Source organism: Xanthomonas phaseoli pv. dieffenbachiae (assembly GCF_008639345.1).
Lineage (GTDB): Bacteria > Pseudomonadota > Gammaproteobacteria > Xanthomonadales > Xanthomonadaceae > Xanthomonas > Xanthomonas phaseoli.
Window position 1 is genome coordinate 2,299,662 of record NZ_CP041380.1, and the last position, 23,952, is coordinate 2,323,613.

At 67.3% G+C, this 23,952-nt stretch carries 18 protein-coding genes and 1 other RNA gene; 12 read left to right on the forward strand and 7 right to left on the reverse strand.

Annotated elements, in window-relative coordinates:
• Positions 1-123 (reverse strand): hypothetical protein, encoded by a 123-nt coding sequence (locus FLG15_RS23420; RefSeq protein ID WP_257721559.1) that lies wholly within the window; start codon positions 121-123, stop codon positions 1-3.
• 64 nt (positions 124-187) lie between these two features.
• Between FLG15_RS23420 and FLG15_RS10435 the strand changes: the two genes are divergently transcribed.
• From FLG15_RS10435 to FLG15_RS10485, 11 genes are all read left to right on the forward strand, one after another.
• Positions 188-757, forward strand: a complete 570-nt coding sequence (locus FLG15_RS10435) for a toll/interleukin-1 receptor domain-containing protein (protein ID WP_170922394.1) — start codon at positions 188-190, stop codon at positions 755-757.
• A gap of 175 nt (positions 758-932) precedes the next feature.
• Complete coding sequence (locus FLG15_RS10440) at positions 933-2,870, forward strand: type VI secretion system Vgr family protein (protein WP_057679011.1); 1,938 nt, start codon at positions 933-935, stop codon at positions 2,868-2,870.
• A gap of 8 nt (positions 2,871-2,878) precedes the next feature.
• Positions 2,879-3,418 (forward strand): DUF6931 family protein, encoded by a 540-nt coding sequence (locus FLG15_RS10445; RefSeq protein ID WP_057678998.1) that lies wholly within the window; start codon positions 2,879-2,881, stop codon positions 3,416-3,418.
• Positions 3,415-4,824 (forward strand): type VI secretion system-associated FHA domain protein TagH, encoded by a 1,410-nt coding sequence (gene tagH, locus FLG15_RS10450; protein ID WP_057678999.1) that lies wholly within the window; start codon positions 3,415-3,417, stop codon positions 4,822-4,824. The genes FLG15_RS10445 and tagH overlap by 4 nt, the downstream gene beginning before the upstream one ends.
• A complete protein-coding gene (gene tssK / locus FLG15_RS10455) occupies positions 4,821-6,158 on the forward strand; it encodes a type VI secretion system baseplate subunit TssK (RefSeq protein WP_057679000.1) in 1,338 nt (445 codons plus the stop codon). The genes tagH and tssK overlap by 4 nt, the downstream gene beginning before the upstream one ends.
• Before the next feature lies 1 nt (position 6,159).
• Entirely contained in the window at positions 6,160-7,473 is a 1,314-nt protein-coding gene (icmH, locus tag FLG15_RS10460; protein WP_057679001.1) for a type IVB secretion system protein IcmH/DotU, read from the forward strand.
• A 3-nt stretch (positions 7,474-7,476) separates the two neighbouring features.
• The gene (gene tssM, locus FLG15_RS10465; RefSeq protein ID WP_057679002.1) at positions 7,477-10,935 is read left to right on the forward strand and encodes a type VI secretion system membrane subunit TssM; all 3,459 of its coding nucleotides are present in this window, start codon (positions 7,477-7,479) and stop codon (positions 10,933-10,935) included.
• Positions 10,932-11,582: a type VI secretion system-associated protein TagF gene (gene tagF, locus FLG15_RS10470; RefSeq protein WP_150146055.1), complete on the forward strand. Its 651-nt coding sequence runs from the start codon at positions 10,932-10,934 to the stop codon at positions 11,580-11,582. Before tssM ends, tagF begins: the two co-directional genes overlap by 4 nt.
• Positions 11,579-12,301, forward strand: a complete 723-nt coding sequence (locus FLG15_RS10475; RefSeq protein ID WP_150146058.1) for a PP2C family protein-serine/threonine phosphatase — start codon at positions 11,579-11,581, stop codon at positions 12,299-12,301. The genes tagF and FLG15_RS10475 overlap by 4 nt, the downstream gene beginning before the upstream one ends.
• Positions 12,298-15,201 carry a bifunctional serine/threonine-protein kinase/formylglycine-generating enzyme family protein gene (locus FLG15_RS10480; RefSeq protein WP_057679005.1) on the forward strand — a complete coding sequence of 968 codons (2,904 nt, stop codon included), beginning with the start codon at positions 12,298-12,300 and terminating at the stop codon, positions 15,199-15,201. The genes FLG15_RS10475 and FLG15_RS10480 overlap by 4 nt, the downstream gene beginning before the upstream one ends.
• Entirely contained in the window at positions 15,198-15,524 is a 327-nt protein-coding gene (locus FLG15_RS10485) for a hypothetical protein (RefSeq protein ID WP_057679006.1), read from the forward strand. Before FLG15_RS10480 ends, FLG15_RS10485 begins: the two co-directional genes overlap by 4 nt.
• Positions 15,525-15,560: 36 nt before the next feature.
• Here FLG15_RS10485 and FLG15_RS10490 read toward each other — a convergent pair.
• The 6 genes from FLG15_RS10490 to FLG15_RS10515 all read right to left on the reverse strand — a co-directional run bounded on the left by FLG15_RS10490 (position 15,561) and on the right by FLG15_RS10515 (position 22,064).
• Positions 15,561-15,636, reverse strand: a non-coding RNA gene (locus tag FLG15_RS10490) — sX9 sRNA.
• A 60-nt stretch (positions 15,637-15,696) separates the two neighbouring features.
• Complete coding sequence (gene tssA / locus FLG15_RS10495) at positions 15,697-16,725, reverse strand: type VI secretion system protein TssA (RefSeq protein WP_057679012.1); 1,029 nt, start codon at positions 16,723-16,725, stop codon at positions 15,697-15,699.
• 8 nt (positions 16,726-16,733) lie between these two features.
• Entirely contained in the window at positions 16,734-17,717 is a 984-nt protein-coding gene (locus FLG15_RS10500) for a LysR family transcriptional regulator (protein WP_150146060.1), read from the reverse strand.
• A gap of 113 nt (positions 17,718-17,830) precedes the next feature.
• The gene (locus tag FLG15_RS10505) at positions 17,831-20,290 is read right to left on the reverse strand and encodes a two-component system VirA-like sensor kinase (protein WP_150146064.1); all 2,460 of its coding nucleotides are present in this window, start codon (positions 20,288-20,290) and stop codon (positions 17,831-17,833) included.
• A complete protein-coding gene (locus FLG15_RS10510) occupies positions 20,287-21,279 on the reverse strand; it encodes a cytochrome-c peroxidase (RefSeq protein WP_150146066.1) in 993 nt (330 codons plus the stop codon). The genes FLG15_RS10505 and FLG15_RS10510 overlap by 4 nt, the downstream gene beginning before the upstream one ends.
• Positions 21,276-22,064, reverse strand: coding sequence for a response regulator (locus tag FLG15_RS10515; protein WP_209228157.1), 789 nt, complete (start codon positions 22,062-22,064; stop codon positions 21,276-21,278). The genes FLG15_RS10510 and FLG15_RS10515 overlap by 4 nt, the downstream gene beginning before the upstream one ends.
• Before the next feature lie 848 nt (positions 22,065-22,912).
• On the opposite strand from FLG15_RS10515, the gene FLG15_RS10520 reads away from it, so the two are divergent.
• On the forward strand, positions 22,913-23,419 hold the full coding sequence (locus FLG15_RS10520; RefSeq protein ID WP_150146069.1) for a hypothetical protein: 507 nt from the start codon (positions 22,913-22,915) through the stop codon (positions 23,417-23,419).
• Positions 23,420-23,952: the final 533 nt, after the last annotated feature.

Here is a 23,952-nt window from a genome sequence, read left to right on the forward strand (position 1 = left end):
TCATTGCGCCGTTTCCAGTGTGTAGAACGCCGGCAACACCATCAGGCGGAGGTTCGAAAGGCGCTCGGCAAACCGCTTGCCAGGGCGATGCTTGGCGATCTTGCGCAGTTCCATCTGCGTCATCACGCCGCTGACCCGTGCCGGCTAGTCGGCGTCGGCGTGAGCGGCTCTTCCCGGAGGTAAGCGCATGAGCTGCAGGATCCTCACCAGCTTCGCCATGGCCAACCATGGCTCGACCTTCATGCACTGGCTGCGCAGCGAGTTGATGAAGAGCCTTGGCCTGTACGACATCGATGCGGTGTATGTCGATTCGATCGTGTCGCGGTCCATCGACGATCGTGCCAAGGTTGCCCCCGATACCCGTGCGCATATGCGTTCGCCGACCGGCGCACTGCCGATCGGGGCGATGCGCGAGGACTGGAATGCGCTCTACCAGGCGGCGATGCGCCAGGCGCAGTTGATGCTGTTTTGCTACACGGACGAGTTCAGGGACAGCCAGTGGTGCCGGCAGGAATGGGATCAGTTCGTCGGCCAGAAGGCAGGGCGTCCTGCAGAGCGACCGCTGCGCGGGCTGATATTGGAATTCACCACCGATGCATGCACGTTGCCCGGGAGTTGTGGCGATGGTGTGACCCGGATGCCGGTCGCCAAGACCGACGGCGGTCGCTGCGGACTGGCATGGGACAACGGGGATTACATCCTGTCGAGCACGGACTATGCGCGGGTGCTCGCCCAGATCCAGCAGCTGATCCGTTGAGAGGGCATGCCGGGCGTTGAGGCGATGCCATGGCGTGGGCGGAAAGACCTACTCGTCGCCGGCATGTGTGGCATCGCGATTTTCGATTTCCCGCACTCCAGCGCGGCCGGCACAGTCATCGCATGCCATCGATCCCCGCGCCTACGTGCCGCAAGACCACTCCGGGAGCCTGACCATGGCCCATGCCATTACCCTGCAGTCACCGCTAGGCAAGACGCTGCGCTTTGTGCGAATGAGCGCGCACGAAGAATTGGGGCGCCCTTATGCGTTCGCCTTGCATGGGATCAGCCGCGATGTGGCGATCGACCTGCGTGCTCTGCTGGGCAGGCCGATGGCGATCAAGATCACCTCGCCGCAGGGCTATGTGCGGCATTACCACGGCATCGTCGCCGAGGCCGAGCAGACGGGTTTCGAACAGATCGAGGGCTTGCGCTACGCCACTTATGCGTTCTCGCTGGTGCCTAGGCTATGGCTGCTCGGGCAGCGCCGCGATTGCCGCATCTACAAGAACAAGAGCGTACCGGAGCTGGTGCGCGCATTGCTGGCCGACGTTGGCTGCACCGACGTCAAGCTGCGCCTGAGCGCGAGCTACCGGCCACGCGAATATTGCGTGCAATACCGCGAGAGCGGGCTGGATTTCGTCAGCCGGCTGATGGAGCAGGAAGGCATCTATTACTACTTCGAGCACAGCGCCAGCACGCACACGCTGGTGCTGGCCGACAGCCTCGGCGGCCACGAGGCGGTGGCGCCTTTCGCGCAGATTCCGTACTGCCCGCCCGGGCAGAAGGGCAGCCGGATGAAGGACGCGATCACCGACTGGTCGCTGGCGCGCAGCGCGCACAGCACGCGCGTGCGGTTGGACGACTACGACTATCTCAAGCCCAAGGCCTCGCTGCGGGTGGACGAGCCCCCGGCCGAGTCCTCCGGGCCGGCGTTGGGCGAGCTGGAGGTGTTCGATTACCCAGGCGAGCATCTCGATGTCGCGGCTGGCCGCCGACATGCACAGGTGCGCGCCGAAGCGCTCAACGTGGCGCAGGCGCAGTACCTGGGCTGGACCGATGCCTGCGGCCTGCAGGTCGGCGCATTGTTCAAGCTGCGCGACTTCCCGCTGGCCGAGCACAACCAGGAATACCTGGTGACCAGCGCGGACACCGAACTGGTCGAAGTGGACTACGTCTCCGGTGGCGAGACGGTCGCCGAGCCGTTCGCCTCCACCTTCCGTGCGCTGCGCAGCCGACAGCCGTTCCGCACCCCGCAGACCACACCGCGTCCCAGCATCGCCGGCTTGCAGACCGCGGTGGTCGATGGCAAGACGCCGGAAGACATCGCGGTCGACCAACACGGCCGCATCCAGGTGAATTTCTTCTGGAGCCCGCCGGGCACGCCGAACGCCGACTGTTCGTGTCCGGTGCGCGTAGCGCAGGCATGGGCGGGCAAACGCTGGGGCGCGCAGCATATTCCGCGTGTTGGCCAGGAGGTGGTGGTGAGCTTTCTGGAAGGCAATCCGGATCGCCCGCTGATCATCGGCAGCGTCTACAACGCCGACCAGATGCCGCCGTATGCGCTGCCCGAGCACCGCACCCGCAGCGGAGTGAAGAGCCGCAGCCTGTTGGGCGGCACCGAGGACTACAACGAAATCCGTTTCGACGACAAGAAGGGCAACGAGGAGCTGCTGCTGCATGCGCAGCGCGATCTGCGCCACGAAGTGGAGAACGACCATTTCGTCACCGTCGACCGCAACGAGACCGCCGAGGTCAAACGCGAACGCAGCCACAGCGTTGGCGGCAACGACCGTTTGGACGTGGGCAAGGCGCTGCGCATCCAGGCCGGCAGCGAGATCGAGCTGGTGACAGGCGTGGCCCGCCTGCAGCTGAAGGCCAGCGGCGAGATCGTGCTCAGCGGCACCCGGCTCACGCTCGATGGACGCGTCAGCGTCGGCATCCAGGGCGGGGTCAGTGTCGATGTCAGCGCGATGGCCAACTTGACCCTGCGCTCCAACGCCGCGGTGCTGTTGCAATCCAACGCCGTGACCACCGCGCGTGCCAATGCGGCGCTGCTATTGCAGTCGTCCGGTCCGGCCGTGCTCAAGGGCACTCCGCCCATCATCGCCTGAGGACCGCCATGTTGCAGATCCTTCCCGCCGCGCGGCAGATGCGGCTCTCTCCCTCCGCGCACGCCGCCCTGGTGCCGGAGATGGCGCCGGAGACTGCCGTGCGCGAATTGCTGGCGCGCGGGCTTGCCCAGGACGCGTTGCCGTTGGCATTGCGCTTGTTGCCCAGGCCGTATGCAGTGGCGTGGTTGTGCCAGTGCATGCGCGCGCAAACGCTCAGCGGCCACGACAGCGAAGGCCTGCGGTTGGCGCAGGCGTGGGTGCAGCAGCCGGGCCCGACACAGCGCGAGAGCGCACGCGCATTCGCCGCTGACGACGACTACCAATCGGTCGGCGCCTGGCTGGCGGCGGCCGCGGCCTGGAGCGATGGCAGCCTGAGCGACGAGGACGGTCCGCCCGTGGCCGACCACCTGACCGCAGCGGCGGCAGTGGCGGCGTTGCTGCACCTGGCTGGACGCGAGCCTGCGACCTTCGAGGAGCAGTTGGTGCGCTGGAGCGAAGATGCGGCACGTCTGCTGTCGGGACTGCGTGTGCGCGAGCGTGCGCCATGAACGCGGCGTCGCCCAGGCTGACGCTGACGGTTCGCGACGGCCAAGCGCTGTCGGGCAGCGCCCGGCCGCAGGCCAGCTTCGCTGCAGAGGGCGGGCGCATCGGCCGCGATGCCTCCTGCGACTGGGTGCTCGACGGCGAGGGCGTGTCGCGCCTGCATGCCAGCGTGCGCCATCTCGATGGGGTTTATTTCATCGAGGACCACAGCACCAATGGTGTGTTGCATAACGGTGTGCCGTTGCGTGCCGGCTTTCCGGTGCCGCTGCACGCCGGCGACGCCTTGCGTATCGATGCCTTCGAGATCGATGTGGCGGTGTCGGCCGCGGGCGTTACCGAGGTCCCCGCCGCCACGCAGACCTGGAATCACGCCGAACCGTGGACGCTATCGGTAGCGCCGCCGCCGCAGCAATCCTGGCAACCACCGCTGGAGCGCGAGCGCGATGTCTTTGCCGAGCTTGGGCCAGCGTCGACGCGGGCCGCCGACACCGACCCGCTCGCCCTGTTCGCCACTTCGTTCACGCTGGCCGGCAGCCAGGGCGATGCTGCAGCGTTCGGGTTGGGGCATGCGCCGGCAACCGCTGACGCCTACCGTGCCCCCGTGGCCGTGCCGGCTGCCGCGGGTGTGGTGTTGCCGGAGCACTGGGATCTGACGCGCAGCGAATTTGCGCTGCCGCCGGTTGCAGATCCGGTCGCAGGCATGCAAACGCCGCTGCCGTCCGTGCCCGTGGCCAATGCCGCAACGGCGCCAACACCGACGCAGACCCAGACGCAGACACCAGCGCCCGCGCCAGTGCCAACCCCGGTCTCGGCACCGCGCGGCGCCGCGGCGTCGGTGACCGCGGCGGTCCCGGCCACGGTGCAGCCAGCCGTCGCCCCGACGCCAGGCGCGGCCGAACTGCCTGTGCTGTTCGCCGCCATGACCGCTGGCCTGATGGATGTGTTGCGTGCGCGCGCCGAGCTGAAGAACAGCCTGCGGCTGCCGGTCACGCTGATCCAGCGTACCGAGAACAACCCGCTCAAGTTCGCCGCCACCGCGGACGAGGCGGTCGCCCGCCTGTTGGCGCCGTCGAGTCCGGGGTATCTGACCGGCACGGCCGCCATCGACGAGGCGATGGAGGACATCGGGCGTCACCAGTTGGCCTTGCTGGCCGGCATGCGTGCGGCCTTCGAGCACGTGTTCGCCCAGTTCGACCCGGCACGGTTCGAGGACGCAGGTGCCGGCCACTCGGCGCTGCGCGCCTGGGGCAATCGCCCCTGGAAACGCTACGCGCAGCACTACCGCGAACTGCTCAGCGACCCGGACGAGCGCTTCCGCCGCCTGTTCGGCGAGGAGTTCGCCCGCGCCTACGAACAACAGCTGGCCCGCGCCAAGGCGCAGGCCCAACCCGCACACGGCGATCGAGCATGACTCCCTACAACAAGGTGATCTGGAGCGAGGGCTTGTTCCTGCGCCCGCAGCACATGCAACAACAGGAGCGCTATCTCGAGCGCTACATGGAACTGCAGGCCGGTGCATTGCGTCCGCATGCGTGGGGATTCAGCCAATTGGAGCTGGAGCCGGAACTGCTTGCCATCGGCAAGCTCGGCATCCGGCGCGCCCGTGGCTGCTTTCCCGATGGCACGCCGTTCTCCATTCCCGACCGCGATCCGGCGCCGCCGGCGTTGGATGTACCGGCCAACTGCCGAGACCAGGTGGTGAGCCTGGCGTTGCCGCTGCGCGCAACCGCCCAACCCGATAGCGCCTGGCCCGATGGCGATGGCAGCCGGCTGGCCCGGTATCGCGTGGGCGAGGCGGAAGTCGGCGATGCGTCCGGCAGCATCGCCGGCACGGTGCTGCTGGAAGTGGGCGTGCTGGCCAGTCGCCTGCGCCTGCAGTCCGAACCGGGCGAGGGACTGGTGGAGGTGCCGATGGCGCGCATCGTCGAGTGCCGCCCCGATCGGCGGGTAATTCTCGATGATGCCTTCATCCCGACCGCCAGCCGCATCGAAGGCGCGGCGCGCCTGTCCACACTGCTAGCCGAGTTGCTCGGGCTGTTGCACCAACGCGGCCAGGCACTGGCCGAACGCGTGGCCGGCAGCGACCGTGGCGGCGTGGCAGAGATCGCCGACGTGCTGATGCTGCAGGTGATCAATCGCTATCAACCGCTGGTGGCGCATTGGGCAAGCGCACCGCTGGAGCATCCCGAAGCGCTGTACTGCGCGCTGCTGGCGATGGCCGGCGAGCTGGCCACCTTCACCCGCGCCAGCAAACGCAGCGGGCCGTTTCCTCCGTATGCACACGAGGCACTGCAGGCTAGCTTCGAGCCGGTGGTGCTGTCCCTGCGCGAAAGCCTGAGCGCGGTGCTCGAACAGTCGGCGATCTCGGTGCCCTTGCAACAACGCAAGTACGGCGTGTGGGTGGGCATGGTGCCCGATCCGGCCTTGTTGGACTCGGCAGCCTTCGTGCTGGCAGTCAAGGCGGATCTGCGCGCCGAAGACCTGCGCAAGCGGCTGCCCACCGAGTCGAAGATCGGCCCGGTGGAGAAGATCCGCGACCTGGTGAACCTGCAATTGCCCGGCGTGGCCGTGACCGCGCTGGCGATGGCGCCGCGGCAGGTGCCGTATCACGCCGGCTGCGCCTACTTCGAACTCGATCGGCAGTCGTCGCTGTGGAAGACCCTGCGCACCTCCGGTGGCGTGGCGCTGCATTTCGGAAGCGGCTTTCCAGGCCTGGAACTCGAACTGTGGGCGGTGAGGAATTGAGATGAGCAAGACAGTCGACCAGCACGACGACGATGCCACCGTGGTCCGCAGCGCGACTCCGGCGCCGCGCTCCACCGCATCGATGCCGCCACGCCCAGCTGCGACGCGGACGGCACCACCGCCCGATCTGGACGCCGCCATGCGTGCGGCGCCCGGCGCCATGCAGGGCAATGCGGTGGTGTGTACGGCCACGCCGCTGCTGTTGCTGGCGGTGCAGTTGCGACACTCCACGCAGACGCCGGACATCGCCACCTTGCGCGAGAATTGCAGCACGCGCCTGCAGCGCTTCCAGCAGGAGTTGCGGCAACAGGGCATCGACGACAAGACCGGCATCGCCGCGCGCTATGTGCTGTGCACGTTGCTGGACGAAGCGGTGCTGGCCGCGCCCTGGGGCGAGGGCAGCGGCTGGTCGCAGCGCACCTTGCTGGTCACCTTTCATGGCGAAACCTATGGTGGCGCCAAGGTCTTCGATTTGCTCGATCGGCTGGCACGCGATCCGGCGCGGCACCTGGACCTGTTGGAGCTGCTGTATCTGGCACTGGCGCTGGGGTTTGGCGGTCGCTATCGGGTGGAGCAGGGCGGACGCGCGCGCCTGGCCGACCGCCAGGCCGAGCTGTACCAACTCATCCAGCGCCAGCGTCTGCCAGTGCCCGGCGAGCTGTCGCCGAATTGGCAGGGCGCGCAGGCACCGTTGCTGCGCAATGCGGCGGCCACGCCGCTGTGGATTGCGACGTTGGCCTCGCTATGCATCGTGCTGCTGGCGTTCGTGTGGTTGCATGCACGGCTCAATACGCTGACCGCACCGATCAGCGCGCAGCTGGCGCGTATCGGCCTGGATCGGGTGGCGTTGCCGATCCCGGCGGCCAGGCCGGCGACCACAGCGGCGCTGGCACCGCTGCTGGCGGCCGAACAACGTGCAGGATTGCTGAGCGTCCAGACCGAGGGCGATGGTCGCAGCACCGTGCGCCTGGCCAGCGAGTCCATGTTCCCCAGCGGTAGCGCGGATCTGGATGCCGACCAGACCCGTTTGCTCGAACGCGTCGCCTCAGCGCTGGAGCAGGTGCCGGGGCGGGTGGTGGTGGTGGGGCATACCGACGACCAACCGGTGCGTTCGCTGCGCTTCAAGGACAACTTTGCGTTGTCGGCCCGCCGCGCCGAGAGCGTGGGCGCGGTGTTGGCAGCCGGCTTGCGCGATCCGCGCCGCGTCCAGACCAGCGGCGCCGGCGATTCCCAGCCCATCGCGCTACCGCCGCAATTGCCCGGCAACCGTGCGCGCAATCGGCGCGTCGAGATCCTGTTGATTCCCGAGACCTGACCCATGCGCTTTGTGCTCGATTTCCTGCGCGCCCGCTACGTCGCAAGCGCTGCCGTCCTCGGTCTGCTGGCCATCCTCGTCTGGGTCGGCGGGCCCTATCTCAGCCTGGGCCGCTCGCAGCCATTCGCCAGCGTGAGCGGGCGCTTGCTTGCCGTGGCCGTGCTGCTGCTCGCATGGGCGGGGTGGCGCTATCTGCGCTGGCGCCGCGAGAACGCCAAACAGCAGCGCATGGCCGGCGAACTGGTCGGGCAGGGCGTAAACGCCGAGGACGCCAGCGGCAACGACAGCCGCGCGCGTGCCGCACAAGAGCAGGCACGCCTGCGTGCGCGCTTCGCCGAGGCGATGGCCGTGTTGCGCCGTCGCCGTCGCAACGGTCCTGGCCTGCACGTGTTGCCCTGGTATCTGCTGATCGGCGCGCCCGGCTCCGGCAAGAGCACCTTGCTGCAGGCCTCGGGCCTGGAGTTCCCACTCAAGGAACAGGGCAACCACGCTGCGCTGGAAGGCGTCGGCGGCACGCGCAACTGCGACTGGTGGTTCGCCGACCAGGCGGTGTTCCTCGACAGCGCCGGGCGCTATACCACCCAGGATTCGGACGCGATCGCCGATGCCGGTGCCTGGCACGGCTTCCTCGATTTGCTGCGCAGGCACCGCCGGCAGCCCTTGAACGGCGTCATCGTCACCGTGAGCGTCGCCGAGCTGCTGGAACTTGATGGCGATGCCGGTCTGTCGCATGCGCGCGCAGTCCGTCACCGGCTGGACGAACTGGTCGACAAACTACGCGCACGCGTGCCGGTCTACCTGGTCGTGACCAAATGCGATCTGGTGTCGGGATTCGCCGAGTTCTTCGCCGACCTGGATGCGGCCGGGCGCGCCCAGGTGTGGGGACTGTCGTTCCCGCAGGCGCATGCCGCCGGTGAGACCGATCCGTTGACGCTGTTTCCTACCGAGCTCGAACGCCTGCTGGAGCGGATCGATCGGCGCGTGCTGGAGCGCCTGCATCGGGCGCGCGATACCCGTGAGCGTGCCGCGGTGCTGTCCTTCCCGCAGCAGCTGCGGTTGCTGCAGCCGGCGCTGATGGAGTTCGTGCAGACCGCATTCGGCCGCCATGGGTACGCCGGCCAGCCGTGGCTGCGTGGTGTCTATCTGAGCTCGGGCACGCAGCAAGGCCATCCGATCGATCGCGTCATCTCGGCGGTGGCGCGACACTTCGGCGTCGCCGCTGCCGGGCTGCCGCCCGCGGTCAGCGCCCCACGGAGTTATTTCCTGCCACGCCTGTTGAAGGAGGTGGTGTTCGCCGAGGCGGGCCTGGCCGGCAGTCAACCCGGCAGCGCGCAGCGCCGTCGGTTGCTGCAGCTGGCCTGCTGGGCCGTGTTGACGGCCGCCACGCTGGGCGTGCTGTCGGGCATGGCCGGCAGCTACACCCGCAACGTGCGCCTGATCGGCGAGGTGCGCGACGCACTCGATGCCTATCCCGCCGGTCCGCTGCCTGCCGATGCCGGCGAGGCCGCGTTCTATTCCAAGGCCTTGCAGCGGTTCGACGCGCTGGCGCGCGCGCGCGATGTGGCGCTGCCGCCGGGTGAGTCGATCCCATGGTCGCAACGTTTCGGGCTGCATCAGAGCACCGCCTTGGCGCGCGATGTGCAGGAGGCGTATCTGCGCGACCTCAACGGCGCGTTGCTGCCGGCATTGGCGCAGTCGCTGCGACGCACGCTGGAGCAGTCCAGCAACGATCCGCAACGTTTGTATCCGCTGTTGAAGGGCTACCTGATGCTGGGCGACCCGGCCCGCCGTAATGTGATGCATCTGGCCACGCTCGCAGGTACGGTCTGGCGGCAGGTGTTTCCCGCCGATGCGTCAGTGCGTGCGGGGTTGAACCGGCACCTGCGCGCCTTGTTGGGCCCGGTCGACGGCGCGCGCGCGCTTCCGTTGGATCGGCAGCAGATCGAGCAGACACGGGCGAGCTTGCGTACCGCCGAACTGCCGGCATTGGTCTACGGTGGCCTCAAGCTGACGCAACCCGGCGTCGATCCGGCTCAGGTGCCCCGCCTGGACCGCCGCCTGGGTCTGCTGGGCGATGTCTTCGAACGTCGCAGTGGCCTGCCGTTGTCCGCGCCGCTGCCGCCGCTGTTCACCCGCCAGGCGTTTCAGGCGCAAACCGGCGGTGGCATTGCGCGTGGCGTGGAGCAGTTTCTTGCCGACGATTGGGTGTTGGGCACGGCACCGCTGGATCCGCTGGCGCGCTCGCAACTGGAACGCCAGGTGTTGGCGCTGTATCAGCGCGATTACATCGCCGCCTGGGACGGCCTGCTGGCCGATCTGGTGCTGCGGCCGGTCACGCAGACCGGGCAGGCCAGTGCGGTGGCCGCCAAGCTGGGCGGACCGGCATCGCCATTGAAGGCGTTGCTGGTGTTGCTGCGCGAGCACACCCACGCACTGGGACGCACGCCACCGGCGAAAGCAGGTGCCAACGGCGCAGCTGCCGCAGAGACGCCTGCTGCGGCCGAGCCCGACCTGGCGGCCGAACCGATCGAACGCCATTTCGAGCCGCTCAATCGCCTGCTTGATGGCGGGCCGGGCGCCAGCCCATTGGACGAAACCCTGGCCGCGCTGACCCAGATGAGCCGCACCTTGTTGGGAGCCGCTGCGGGCGTCGCTGCCGATCAGAACGACCCGGCCTTGCTGATCGCCGCACAACAGGCCGAACAACTCCCGCCGCCACTGGGCAACTGGATGGCGGCCCTGTCCGGCCGTGGTCGGGAATTGACCGCCAGCACTGCAGGCGAGGCACTGCGCAATGCGCAACGGCAGGCGGCCGGGCGCGAGTGCGCGCTGTTGGTGAGCGGGCGCTTTCCGTTCGTGCCGGCTAGCAGCAACGACATCCCGTTGCGCGACTTCGCCGAACTGTTTGGGCCGGGCGGGCGCATGGATCGGTTCGCGCAGCAGGCCTTGCTTGGCAAGGTCGATACCAGCGGGCGTCGCTGGCAGTGGAACGCAGGCATGGCGGCGGTGGGCGCCGACGACGTGCTGGAGCGCGCGCAACTGGCCGACGAGATCAAGCAAGCGTTCTTCGCTGGCGGCGGCGCGCAGCCGCAGGTCGCCTTCACCGTCTCGATTCCGCCGCAAGCGGCGATCAGCCGACTGCAACTGGAGGTGGATGGGCAAACCCTGGAAGTGCGCGATGGTGCGCGCGCCACCCAGCAGATGACCTGGCCCGGCCCAACGCCGGGTCTGGTGCGTCTGGCAGCATGGGACGCCAGCGGACAGGCATTGCCGGTGCTCGAATACCGCGGTCCCTGGGCCTGGTTTCGGGCGCTGCAGGCTGGGCGTCTGCGCCGCAGCGGCGATCTGGACTACACCGCCAGCGTCGCACTCGGCGGCGCCGCAGTGCGCATGGACGTACAGCCGGCCAGCCTGCGACATCCGTTTGCGGCGTCGGCCGTGCAGCGGTTCAGCTGCCCATGAGCGCCATGCAAGGCCCGCCGGGCTTCTACGGCAAGCTGCCTGCAGTCGGCGATTTCGTGCATCGGCGCTTGCCGGAAACCTTTGTCGAGCCATGGCACGCAGCAATGCAAGGCTTGCTGTCTGCTGCCGGGGCAGCGATCACTGCACCCGAATACCGCCCAGCCGTCTGGCGTTTCGTGCTGCCGCCTGGCCTCGCTGGCACGCTCGCCTGGGCCGGGGCGATGCGCGCGAGCGTCGATCGCGTCGGTCGCGCTTTCCCCTTGGTCATCGCCGCGCCGCTGCCTGCAGGTGATGCCGATGGCATGACGGGTGTCGCCATGCCGACCCATCTGCATCTCCCTGCATGGCTGGATGCCGCCGATACGGTGTTGTGCGACGTCGGTGCAGAGCGACAGCAGGATGGCACCTGGTTGGATCACGCGTGCATGGCGCTCGCCCAGCACGTGCGCAACCCGGCAGCGCCGTTGGCTGCGCCGCTGCTTGCCGCCCCCACCACCGCTGGCAGCAGCCTGTGGTGGACCGCCATGACAGCAGCTGCGCCGGGTGCGTGGATTCAGCTCGCCGGCTGGCCTGCGGCTTGCCATGCACGCGTCCTGCTTGGCTCCTTGCAGAGACCGAGCGCATGCGGTGCAGATGCACTGCAATGAGTGCCTGCTACGAGTCCGCCGGTCGTACCGAGCAAGGCAATGTCAGGCGCCAGAACGAGGATGCGATCCTGCTGCGCGACGATCTCGGTCTGTGGGCGGTGGCCGATGGACTGGGCGGCCACAGCGCCGGCGACCTCGCCAGTCGCATGGTCGTCGATGCGCTGGCCGCGTTGCGGCGCGACGGCGACCTCGCCAGCTTCGTCGATGCCATCGATGTGCAACTGAGCCAGGTCAACCAACAACTGCGTGCATTGGCGCGCGCGCGGCGCGTGGACGTGATCGCCAGCACCGTGGTGGTGCTGGTGCACGACCACGACCTGCTGATGTGCGGCTGGGTGGGCGATAGCCGCGCCTATGCCTTCGAGGAAGGCCGGCTGCAGTTGCTGACCCGCGACCACGTGGCCGGCGACAAGGACGAGCTGACCCAGGTTGGTCGGGCGCAGCCTGCTGGCGGCGCTCTCACCCGCGCGATCGGCGCCGACGATGCGCTGTACGTGGATTGGATGGTGCGCGCGCGCCGGCCGGGCCAGCACTACCTGCTGTGCTCGGATGGAATCAACAAGGAACTCAGCGACGAAGAGATCGCCGCCCATTGCCGGCGCGAGCGTCAGCCCGCCGCGCTGGTGGCACGCCTGTTCGATACCGCGCTCGGCCGTGCCGGGCGCGACAACGTTTCGGCCGTGGCCTTGCGCCTGGCCCCACGGAATGCCACGCCATGACCACCCGCGATCACGACACGACCGGCCGCACCTCGCCGCCGGATGACGACCGTACCCGCGTACGACCTGCCCGCGACCTCGCCGATACGCCGCCACACCCGCCGGCTGCTGACGACGATGCCACCCGGATTGCGCCGCTCACCGAGCAGCGCGCTGCGCAGGCGTCGGCCGATGCGGCGACCCGGGTCAACCTGCCACTGCACACCGACGACAGTGCCGGCGCGTCGAGCTGGCGGCGGGTGGCGCAGTTGCAGGGCGAGGCCCAGGTGGGCGTGGGGATGGTGCTCAAGGCGCGCTTTTTATTGGTGCGCGAAATCGGCCGCGGCGGCATGGGCGTGGTCTATCTGGCGCGCGACGAGCGCAAGGTCGAGGCACGCGATCGCCATCCCTATATCGCGGTGAAAGTGCTCAACGACGACTTTCGCCGTCATCCGGATTCGCTGATCGCGCTGCAGCGCGAATCGCGTCGCGCGCAGAGCCTGGCACACGACCATATCGTGCGGGTGTACGACTTCGACAAGGACGGCGCCATCGTGTTCATGACGATGGAGTACATCGAGGGCGACGACCTGCGCGGGCTGATCCGCAGCCGGCTGGGCGAGGGCATGCCGCTGGACGAGGCTTGGCCGCTGATCGAGGGCATGGGGCGCGCACTGCAACGCGCGCATGCGGCTGGCATCGTGCATTCGGATTTCAAGCCCGGCAACATCATGGTCGGCACAGGAAATGTTGCCAAGGTGTTCGACTTCGGTATCGCCCGCGCCGCGAAACTGGCCGGCGCCGAATCCGGCGATGACCACACGCTATTTGACGCCGCCACCCTGGGCGCGCTGACCCCTGCCTATGCCAGCATGGAAATGTTGCGCGGCGACGAGCCGGCGTTCGCCGACGACGTCTACGCGTTCGGTTGCGTGGTGTACGAGCTGCTGTCCGGCCGTCATCCCTTTGCCAAGCAATCGGCGACGCAGGCGCAGGCGCAGCAGCTGCGCGTGGCGCCGTTGCCGACGCTGAGCCGCCGGCAGAACCGCGCACTGCGCAGCAGCCTGGCCTTTGCGGCCACCGCACGACCGACGATGACGGCCTTGCTGGAGCAACTGCGACCCCGCAGCCGCAGCGAGCGCGTCATGCCGTACCTGCTGGCGGGCGTGCTGTTGCTGGCTGGCGGCGCCGGTGCGGCGATGTGGCTGCAGGTGCATGCGCAGCGGGAGAAGGTGGCCGGCGTGCTTGAGCGCTTCTCGCCGCAAGCACCGAACCGCTTCACCCACGAAGCGCATGCACGCGCGGCACTATGGGCGCTTGGAGAAGACGACCGCCGGCGCCTGATCCTCGACCGCAGCAGCACCATCGAGGCGTTCCTGCTGAGGCGACTGGATCACTATTGGCAGCCGGCACGCGGCCGCGAAGACTATGTGGGCGCGCAGCGCATCCTGAGCTTGCGCGACCAGTGGAAGCTGTTTTCGCCACGCCTGGAGGCGCGCCGCAGTGCCATGGAGCAGGAGCGCGATGGGCTGCTCAATGGTCTGGACACCGCGCTGACTGGCGCGATCGCCGCCGGTGCGCTGTTCGAAGATCAACCCGGCAACGTGGTGGCGCTGCTCGACCGCGTGCGCCGCCTGGCACCGGACAGTGGCCTGCTGCGTCATGCCGAACTCGAATTGCGTTACCGCCGCGGATGCGCCGATGCGCTCAGCGCGGGCCACATCGATGCAGCGCACCGCTGGCTGGAGACCGGGCGCCGCGTGTTCCCGCACTCCACGCAGCTGCAGGAGTGCGCACACGAGCTCGACGCGGCGAGCGTCACCGCGTCCGCCGCGCCGTCTGTCCCGCCGCCGCCGCTGCTGGACGATGCGCAAGCCCAGCTTGCCGCGCAGATCGCCACGCGCATCGAATCGGTGCGCACCGCAGCAGCCGCCAACGATGTCGCCAAGGTGAAGAATCAACTGGCGCAGATCGCGGCCAGCAGCCCGGGCCATCCCTTCCTGCGCAGCGAGGGCGCACAACGGCTGACCGATGCCTATCTGGGGCTTGCCCGCGGTCTGTGCCGCGAAGGACGCTGGAAAGACGCCAGCGCCGTCGTCGGGCAAGGACTGGACGCACAGGACGCGCCACGCCTGCGCCAGGCGTTGGCGCGCTACCAGTTCGCGATGGAGCTGGAGCAACTCGGCACCGCGCTGCCTGCGCCGGCCGTGCTGCAGCGTCTGCGCGAGCGCAGGACGGCGCTGCAGGCACAGGACGCCGATGGCTTCCGGGCCTTCCAGAGCGATGTCGCCAAGGCCGGCCGGCAACGCGCGTCCTATACGGCGACACTGCTGCCGAAACTGGAGCCGGTCGCGGCCGTGCCTGCACCACCGGCCACGCCGGACGACCCCTGCCGCATCTCCGCTCCGTCCGGCGGCGCGGCCACCTGCAGCGACACGCTGGGCAAGCACGGCCGCGGCCCGGAGCTGGTGGTGTTGCCCAAGCCTGGACGTGCGCTGGCGATGATGCGGCGGGAGATCAGCGTGGCCGACTTTGCGCTGTTCTGCGCCGATACGCAGCGCTGTCGTGTGTCGCGCTGGACCCGCAAGTCGGCGCCTGTGGACAAGGTCAGCGTTGCCCTGATCGGCGACTACGCTGCCTGGCTGAGCCGCGCCAGCGGCCGTACGTATCGCCTGCCACGCGATGCCGAGTGGCTGCGCGCGGCGCGTGCCGGCGAGGACGGCTGCGCAGCGACGGTGTCCAACAGCTGGGGGCTGCTCGACATGGCCGGCGGCATCGCCGAGTGGGTCCAGCAAGGCGAGGGCGTGGCCGTGCGTGGCAGCCAGCGCGGCGTTGCTGCCTGTGCCGGTCCCGGCACGGTGAGCTCCAACGGCGAGGCCGCGCGCGGGATCGGTGCGCGTCTGGTGAGAGACGTGGAATGAACGACTGGGAAACCCAGGCCAACCTGGTCCTGCAGGACTTGAACGCCGCGCAGGCGGAGCGGCGCCTGGATCCGGCCGAATATCGACGCCGTCGCCTGCAACTGCTGCAATCGATCGTGCGCTGCGCCGGCGCGCCAACCGCGCGCCGGCGACGCGTCGCAACGCCGCTCGACTTGCCAACCCCGGTGGTGACGGTGCGACGTGATCGTCGGCCGCCGACTGCCCTGCAGGCAGCCTTGCGCTCGTGGACACTACGGGTCTGGGCGGCGGTCATGCTGCTCGGCGCGGCCTGGGTGTACTGGCATGGCATCGCCGCGTTGTGATGCCGGCCGTGCAGGCCGGCAACGCAGACTGAGAGCGGCTGACACAACGTCGCGAGCAGCGGCCAGGTGAGCGTGGACGGCACATCGGAAACGGAGTGTGCGAGGGCTATATGCCGATTCCGGGTACCGGCCGCGCCTGCCTGGCGGCTGCGCCGTCGTTTTGCTGGCTGCTCTAATCGGAATGGTCCTGGCCTGACACCACCTGCAACTCGTCGATCCCGCGCGGCGCGAGATCGCGCATCAATGCGGCAAAATCCAGGCCGACCAGGCGTTGCGCGCGCCGCAACAGCAACGGTATCGGGCTGGAAGGCTCGCGCCGGGCGTAGTAGTCGCAGAGCTGGTCGAGCATGCGGCGAACGTCTTCCGGATGCTCCAGCGTCTGCGCCCGTGGCGCCGACGCACTGAGGTTGTCGGCGCTCGGCGCTGCGTCGTCGGTCGCTGCGGCCGCAGAGCCCGACCGTTCGGACACGTAAGGTCGCAAGAATCCGCGCAACTCGCCCAGGTCGTGCGTCAACGGCGCCAGCTCCGGTCCATATCCCGGGGTGCGCTCGGCAAACAGGCCGGCAACCGCGGCGATATCGTCCTGCGCAGCGGCCAAGGCCGCATCCAGATCCAATAGCGCGTCCAGTGGACAGTCGCGCAGGCAGGCATCGATGGCGCCCGGCTCCGGCGCCTCGCCGGGGTCGTCCGCAGCGCGCTTGAGCGTGCCCTGCACGATACGCAGATCGCGCAGCGAAAAATGCCCGGCATGCAGTCCCTTGAACAGGCGCACATTGCGCAGCTGCGTCAGCGTGCGCTCGCTGTCGGCCAGCGCCGCGATGGCGTTGACGCGTTCGGTCGGGTCGTTGTCCTCATCGGCATCCAGACGAGGATGGACATCGTCCCAGAATCGCTCCAGCAGTTGCCGGAGCAGGCGAACGCTGCCGGACCAGCCCACCAGGCCGTCCTGGTGCAGGCGGGCGATGCTCAGCAAGATCCCCAGTCGCAAGTCCTTGGAGCGCAGCAACAACTGTTCGGCGCTGTCGGCGACCTGACGCCATTCCGGCGCCTCGGGCACCAGCACGCCCGCGCCCAGCGCGCGTTCCTGACGCGGGCGCGCCAGCTCTTCCAGGCTCTGGAACTCCGGCGTGTATTCCAGGTTCGGACCGGAGGGCGCCTGGTCGTCGACCGGCTGCAGCAGTTGTTCGCTGTCGATCGGCATGGCGCCGCTCACGAGACCGACAGCACGAGATCGCCGCGGCTGGCGGTGCGTCGCGATGCGGGGGGCGCTGCCGGTGCGGCCGGTACTTCTGGAGCCAGCAGTTCCAGCACGCGTTCGCGCAACCAGCGATGTGCGGCATGGCCATCGTTGCGTCGGTGCCAGGCCATTGCCAGTGCCATGTCCGGCAGCGGGAAGGGCAGTTCGAAGCAGTCCAGCGGTGCATACCCGCTTTCTGCTGCAAGCGTTGCCGGCACCGTGGCAACCATGTCGGTGCCAAGCACGATGTCGCGCGCAGTCGCGCACTGCGACACGGTCACCGCGATCTGTCGGGCGTGGCCCAGTTGCCGCAGTTGCGCATCGATGGCGAGGTTGCAGGCTTGTGCGTGTGCCACCTGCACATGCGACAGGCGGCTGTAGCTCGCCGCGCTGAGCGCTGCGGTCCCGCGCGGGTGGCCACGGCGCTGCACCAGCACGTAGCGTTCGTCGCGCAAGCGGCACAGGCGCAGCGCGGCAGGAACCGCTTGCGCATGATCGATCAGCAGATCCAGCTCGCCGCTTTCGAACGCGTCCAGGTGCGTGTCGGCACCCACATGCACGAACTCCAGGCGCATCTTCGGATTGCCCTGGGCCTGGATCAATCCCGCCAACCCCGCACCCAGCGTGCCGATCGCATCGGCGGCGGCGGCAATGCGGAAACTCGCCGAAGACATCGACGGATCGAACGCGCTGTCCTTGCCGAGCAGGCTCAACTTGCCGATGGCTTCGCGCAGTGGCGAGGCCAGTTGATCCGCACGCGGCGTGGCCACCATGCCGCGACCGGTGTCCGAGGGCATCAGCAAGGGATCCTTGAACAGGACGCGCAACCGCGCCAGTTGCGAAGACAGTGCCGGTTGGCTCATGTGCAATCGCTGCGCCGCGTGGGTGACGTTCTTCAGCTCGAGCAGGGCGTCGAGGGACACCAGAAGAGGTAAGTCGCTTGGTCGGATATTCATGTAATGGATCGCTCGTAGTGGGAACCAGACGGCCTACTGCGCCTGGGCATCCGCTACGCTAGGCAGCCCGCGCTACGTTCCGGTGTCGTTTCGCGGCGACTGTGTTTCATTTGTCACAGAGCAGGGGTGCTTTCATCCTGCGTTGTAACTTCCATCCTGCGACTCAGCGCACGTTCCAGCGCCATCGCCAGCGCGCCAAGATCGAACGGCTGCGCGATGATCTCGGTAATGGCACCGCCCAGACCCTTGCGCGTGGCCAGGCTCGTCGCACGTGTGGCGAGGATCAGTGGCAGCGTGGGTGCCGCGGCGTGCAGCGCGCCGATGGCGCGTTCGGCATCGCCGGCGCGGTCGCGCTTGAGTAACACGCCATCGAAGCGCATGGGATCGGCGGTGGCCATCGCGACGGCCGCCGGCAGCTCCAACATGCCGACCGGTTCGTGCCCGAGTGCGGCCAGCATTTCTTCCAGGCGGTCGAGCTCGGCCGCGTAGTCGCACAGCAACAGCAAGCTCGCATGGCGCGAGCGCGTCTTCGGCAGGGGTGAGGCCTGGGGCGCGGCTGCACTGCCTGTGCGCAGCGGCAGCTCGACCACGAAGCTGGTGCCGACACCTAGTTCGCTGTCCACATCGATCCGCCCGTCGTGGTTGTCGATGATCTTGCGAACCGTTGCCAACCCCAGGCCGGTGCCGCCGCTGCGGGTAGTGAAGAACAGATCGAAGATGCGATCCAGTTGGTCCGGAGGAATGCCGATGCCGTGATCGCTCACACGCAGTTGCGCGATGCGCCGGGGCGTGCCGTCGGTTGCCGTGCCTTTTCCGGCCGACAGTTGGACCGTGACCGTGCCGCGCATGTCCATCGCTTGCGCAGCGTTGCTGGCCAGATTGAGAATGATCTGCTGCAGTTGCGCCGGATTGCCCAGCGCGTGCAGCGGCTCCTGCTCCTGCTGCAGGTCGATGGCCACGGTCGATGGCAGCGAGACCGACAGCAGCGAGACCGCGCCCTGCAGCAAGGCGTTCAATTCGACCGGCTGCACGTTGTAGTTCTGCACGCGGCCGAAGCTGAGGATGGATTCGATCAGATCGTAGGCGTGGGCGGTGGTATGGCTGATCTCGAGTAGGTGCTCCGAGGCCGGCGAGTGCGCGTCCAGCTTGGACAGTGCGATCTCGGCATTGCCGCGGATCGCGCCGACGATGTTGTTGAAGTTGTGCGAGATGCCGCTGGCCATGGTCCCCAGCGTTTCCATCCGTCGGGCCAGTTCCAGGCGATGTTCCAGCGCCAGCGCTTCGTCTTCGAGTCGCCGCCGCTCCAGCGCATCGAACAGCGTATCGAGCGCGATATGCAACTGCGGCAACAGTTCGGCCACTGCCGTCAGGCCGCGTCTGCGGCGCGCCGCCACAGGCGGCAGCCGCAAGCACAGCAGCGCAACCGTCCCGGCGTCTGCGTGTTGCCGCAGGCACAGCCATTGCGCACCGTGCATGCGTTCGGCCTTGCCCAACACGGCGACAGTGCCGTTGGCGTCTACGACCACTACATCGCTGGCGGCGATCGGTTGGGCGGACGCCACCGCGGCAAGCATCGCGCGGAACGTGTCGTCCGGCGGATCGGGCCAGATCCGCGCGTCGCGGCCAACGGGGGCCAGGCCCAGGCGAGCGCTTGGCAGCTTGGCCCACTTTGCCAACCGCACCAGTCCGGCCTCGATACCGGCGTCGAGGTGGTGGCGATCATTGGCCACCAGGCGGCGCGACACCGCGACCATCAAGCGGTCGAACTCCGCGCGTCGGCGCAACACCCGTGCGCGTTGCCGCAGCAGCTTGCCCAGATACAGCAAGGCGCCCAACATGACGATGGCCAATGCCAGCAACAGGAAGCGAACCTGGCGTGCGGTGGTCTGCTGGCTGGCCTGCTGCTGTTGCAGATACGTCTTGAGCTGGCCATACGAGGCCAGCGACGCGATCGGGCGCATGCGGCGGATGGTGGTATCGGTCTCCGGCAGCAGCTTCAGCAGCATGCGCCCGTGCGGGAGCAGCGGGGCGCTGGTCGTGCGTTGTGCCGCTTCGTCCAGACGTCGGCGTGCCAGTGCCACTGCATCGCCGGTGGTGTCCAGACTCAGGCGTTGTACCGCGCTTGCCAGCATGCTCGCCGCACGTGCCTCAGCGGGATCTTCGCCTTGCCGGATCTGCGCGCTGCTCTCGCTCCAGAAGTAGGCCAACGAATTGGACAGCAGCGAGTTCTGCGATTTGAACAGTTCCCGCTGCAGCGATTTCTCGTTGTAGTCGGCGTCCAGCGCCGCGATCGCCCGGAACAACGCAGGGTCGTGATCGGCCAGATGGCGCAGGTGCTGCAGGATGGCGCGTGCGCGGGCATCGCCGGTCACCAGCGAATCGTAATCGCGCAACAGGCCGATGCGTGCCTTCAGCACGTCGTTGTCCAGATTGGTATCGACCATGTCCAGCGCATCCAGTGCGTCCAGTGCGTGACCGTAACGCTGCGTGTCGCGATCCAGCGCCGCCATGCACAGGCTGAAGAAGATCAGCCCCGCCAGCAGCACGGCGCTGAAGATCGTCGCCCACCTCATGGTTGGGGTGCCGCCAGTTGCCGACCCTGGTGCTTGCCGGTCAATGTCTGCAGGAATGCGGCGATGTCCGCCACATCCGCCGGGCTCAGTGTGACGCCCAGTTGCGCCGTGCCCATGGCCTTGATCGCCTGGGGCAGGGTGGCCGCGCTGCCGTCGTGGAAGTAGGGCGCGGTAGTGGCGACATTACGCAGGCTGGGAACCCGCAGGATCGGGGTACCGTCGCGTGCGGCGGGAGCGAAGATGCCGCTGCGCTGGAACAAATTGCCGCCCACGTTGACGCCCTGGTGGCAGGAGATGCAGCCGATCGACTTGAAGGTTGTATAGCCGCGCAACTCCTGTGCGCTGAGTGCAGTGTCGCTGCCTTGCAACCACAGATCGAAGCGACTGCCCGGCGTGACCAGCGAGCGTTCGTAGCTGGCAATGGCATCGAACAGCGCGGCACGGTCCGGTGGCCTGCCATAGGCTGCGCGAAAGCGCTGATTGAGCACCGTGTCTTGTTGCAGTCGTCCGACCACCGTCGCGATATCGGCCCGCATGACGCTGGGGTTTTCCAGCAACGAAGCCGTTTGCGCCTCCAGGCTGCGGAAGTTGCCGCGCCAACCCATGCGGAAATTTGCAGCGGCATTGAAGACAGTCGGTGTGTTGAACGCTGGTCTCGCGCGCCCGGGCATTGGGGTCATCGCATCGGCAGCGGCACCGTTGCTGGCAAGGTGATGGCAAGACGTGCAGGCAACGCGATTGTCGCCCGACAGTCGGCGATCATTGAACAGCAGCGCGCCGAGTGCGACCTTGCGGCTATCCAGGCCGGTTGCTGGCTGGATGGCGTGGATGGGCTCGCTCGTACGCACTGATGGCGCTGTAATCTCAGCTGCTGGCAGGCACGGCATGACCAGCAACGCTGCAGAAGCGAGCGCGACTCTAAGGATTGACGCTGGCGACCACCGCCATTCGCGACGGTCTGGCCAAGCTCGCGCTGACGGTTGCGTCATCGAGCGTGCTCGACCGGTGGCGTGAAGACGTAACCGGCGCCGCGCTGGGTCACGATCAGCGTCGGCTCGCGCGGATCCTGTTCCAGCTTGCGTCGCAGGCGCAGGATCTGCACGTCGATACCGCGATCGAACACGTCCTCATGAAGACGCGTGGCACGCATCAGGTGCTCGCGGCTCAGCGGGCGGCCGGGGGCATCGACGAAGGCGCGCAACAGCGCGTACTCGCCCTTGGTCAGCGGAATGGCAGGCGTATCCGCGCGCGCAACCGTGCGGGCCTGCAAATCAAATTCCCAGGCAGCAAAGCGCACCCGGCCTTCGCCCGCATCACGCGCCACCGCCACCTTGGAGGCGATATGGCGACGCAGCACGGCACGGATTCGTGCGGTCAGTTCATGCAGCCCGAACGGCTTGGGCAGGTAATCGTCGGCGCCCAGCTCGAGACCTACCACGCGATCGATTTCATCGCGGCGATGGCCGGTCATGATGATGACCGGAATGTCGGATTCCTTGCGCAAGGCGCGCAACAAGTCCAGGCCGTCTTCGTGTTTGAGCATCAGGTCCAGTAACAGGATATCCGGCTCGCGCCGACGCAGCGCCTCGGCCAGTTCGCTGCTGTTGGTGGCGCCAAACGCTTCCATGCCATGGGAACGGATATGGCCCATGACCACTTGCGCCATGGCCTGGTCGTCATCCACCACCAGCACCTTGGCGACTTGGGCAGGGCGTGAAGTGGATGCGTCGGAGTGGGAGGGCGGGGAGGGCGAACGGGAATGCAGCTTGATCATCTACTCTCAATTCCGGCATGACCGCCTTTGCGGACAGATCCCGAATGTCGACCGGTTGCGATCACCGACTCGATCATGTGGGGCAATGGCGTCCATGCGCGGGGTGCAACGATACGCTGTCGCGGTGGGAGATATCGTGGTGCAGGATGCTAGGAGGTTTTTGTGTCCGCTTGCCACGTCAACAAGTGTGTCCGCCCGATCTGCGCGGCGATGGACGACAACTTTTTCTCGATCTTGTGACCAGCCACTCGCTATGCGACGACGCAAGCGAAGCGCCAACGACGATGTGTTCGGGTGGGCCTTATTGTCGCGTCTGCTTTCGCACAGTGTTGGCCCACGACGCCACGCTTGGCCACTACGCGTCAGGTCAGCCTGTTGTTGCGCTGATTATGGAGTTGGCTTTTGTCGTAGCGGCACGTCCAGCGTGGTTGATCACGTTGGACACGATGGGAACCGGGTGAGGAACATGTTGTGGCATCCCCACAATCTGGCGACATCCGCAGCGACACGCGTTTCATGTGCAAAAAACATGGCCTAAGCGAAGGCCTCTTCTCGGGAAACGATCACGGTCAAGCTCGGCTCGATTTTTAGGTTGGGTGGTGCAGGCGTTCACCGAACGCGGCCATCTCGATCGGCATCGGCGAACTGCATCGGCATCGGCCTCGAACATTGCAGCCGTTGTTGGCGAATCCGGCTTTCGAGTTGGACGGACGTAGGAATCTAACCCGCGGGCGGGTATCGCTGACTAGCTCGGACATGGGAGCCAAGCCCCGTGACTATCGAGCGCAGCCAGACGACCAGGCCGACCCGGTTGTCGTGCACGCCGCCCAACGATCACCGCGCTGCCCATGGAGAGCCGACCAACACCTTATGTCAGCTCAAAAGGAGATCGTTTTCGGACCAGGAGCGTTGGCCAGGTCAAATATGCCGGCAAGACCGATTACGCCGCCAAGCACCTACCGCGTTTCGACACGATGCCGTGGACCGCCGAGGTGTTTGACCAGCGGCCGGTCGTGGCCGATCCGCAGGTCTTCTGCATGTCGAGCATGCCGGCTGCCTCAGATCCTCGCGAGGCGTCCTGTACATGCATGACAGAGCAGGGCACCCGCTATGAGCTATCGCAGCCGATGTGCCGCACGCTCGCGCGCAACGGAGCGCCCTACAACCCGTACAAGGATGTGCGCCAGCAGCAGCAACAGCAACAGTCGCAGACCGGGCAGGTGGCCCAGCAGAATCAACCACTTCAGCTCGGCGGATCTGTCATTGCCAGAGGCACACGTGAAGTCGGCAGCTTCCCTGAGTCGAAGCCGTACGCTACTGCTAATAGCGTTCAGTCGACCACCGCGGATCTTTAGAGCATCAGCAGGGATCGTGCGGTAGCTGCACCCAACCATTTGACACTCGCTTGAAGCGGCGACCCTGTAAGCAGCGCTCGCCGTCGTCTAAGGGCCTTGGTGGTGCATAGTCCCGCACGTCCTCCGCTTGCTTGGTTACCGGCACGGTCTGTGTGAGTGCGCGCCGCATCTGCTGTGTCGCTAGTTTCGATTCTTTCTCAAGCTGCGCCATCGCTTGGCGAGCTTCGTATCTGCTGTACAGCCCAATGACGATGCTATGCGCTAGTAGTGCGATGAAGCCGCCGAGAGCGATCTGCCACCATAGATCTGATGAGTCTGCTTCCCTATATCTGCGTTCCATGCCGCCCCCGTTCTGTGAGCCGGCATTGTAGAGCTGGGGTGTAGGGGCATAGCCCCCTACGGATAACGCCTATCCCGCAGAGCGTCCGAAGTGGCGTTCTCGCCATCCGCCAAGATCCACAACAACCTTGACCATCGACTGCTGAACCGCCTTGCGCTTTGCGTTCCGGCTGCGAGCCGAATCCCGTATGTCG

Excerpts from the sequence above, each read along its gene's own strand:
- FLG15_RS23420 (WP_257721559.1), bottom strand. The coding sequence starts at position 123 with ATGACGCAGATGGAACTGCGCAAGATCGCCAAGCATCGCCCTGGCAAG.
- FLG15_RS10435 (WP_170922394.1), top strand. The coding sequence starts at position 188 with ATGAGCTGCAGGATCCTCACCAGCTTCGCCATGGCCAACCATGGCTCG.
- FLG15_RS10440 (WP_057679011.1), top strand. The coding sequence starts at position 933 with ATGGCCCATGCCATTACCCTGCAGTCACCGCTAGGCAAGACGCTGCGC.
- FLG15_RS10445 (WP_057678998.1), top strand. The coding sequence starts at position 2,879 with ATGTTGCAGATCCTTCCCGCCGCGCGGCAGATGCGGCTCTCTCCCTCC.
- tagH (WP_057678999.1), top strand. The coding sequence starts at position 3,415 with ATGAACGCGGCGTCGCCCAGGCTGACGCTGACGGTTCGCGACGGCCAA.
- tssK (WP_057679000.1), top strand. The coding sequence starts at position 4,821 with ATGACTCCCTACAACAAGGTGATCTGGAGCGAGGGCTTGTTCCTGCGC.
- icmH (WP_057679001.1), top strand. The coding sequence starts at position 6,160 with ATGAGCAAGACAGTCGACCAGCACGACGACGATGCCACCGTGGTCCGC.
- tssM (WP_057679002.1), top strand. The coding sequence starts at position 7,477 with ATGCGCTTTGTGCTCGATTTCCTGCGCGCCCGCTACGTCGCAAGCGCT.
- tagF (WP_150146055.1), top strand. The coding sequence starts at position 10,932 with ATGAGCGCCATGCAAGGCCCGCCGGGCTTCTACGGCAAGCTGCCTGCA.
- FLG15_RS10475 (WP_150146058.1), top strand. The coding sequence starts at position 11,579 with ATGAGTGCCTGCTACGAGTCCGCCGGTCGTACCGAGCAAGGCAATGTC.
- FLG15_RS10480 (WP_057679005.1), top strand. The coding sequence starts at position 12,298 with ATGACCACCCGCGATCACGACACGACCGGCCGCACCTCGCCGCCGGAT.
- FLG15_RS10485 (WP_057679006.1), top strand. The coding sequence starts at position 15,198 with ATGAACGACTGGGAAACCCAGGCCAACCTGGTCCTGCAGGACTTGAAC.
- tssA (WP_057679012.1), bottom strand. The coding sequence starts at position 16,725 with ATGCCGATCGACAGCGAACAACTGCTGCAGCCGGTCGACGACCAGGCG.
- FLG15_RS10500 (WP_150146060.1), bottom strand. The coding sequence starts at position 17,717 with ATGAATATCCGACCAAGCGACTTACCTCTTCTGGTGTCCCTCGACGCC.
- FLG15_RS10505 (WP_150146064.1), bottom strand. The coding sequence starts at position 20,290 with ATGAGGTGGGCGACGATCTTCAGCGCCGTGCTGCTGGCGGGGCTGATC.
- FLG15_RS10510 (WP_150146066.1), bottom strand. The coding sequence starts at position 21,279 with ATGACGCAACCGTCAGCGCGAGCTTGGCCAGACCGTCGCGAATGGCGG.
- FLG15_RS10515 (WP_209228157.1), bottom strand. The coding sequence starts at position 22,064 with ATGATCAAGCTGCATTCCCGTTCGCCCTCCCCGCCCTCCCACTCCGAC.
- FLG15_RS10520 (WP_150146069.1), top strand. The coding sequence starts at position 22,913 with ATGGAGAGCCGACCAACACCTTATGTCAGCTCAAAAGGAGATCGTTTT.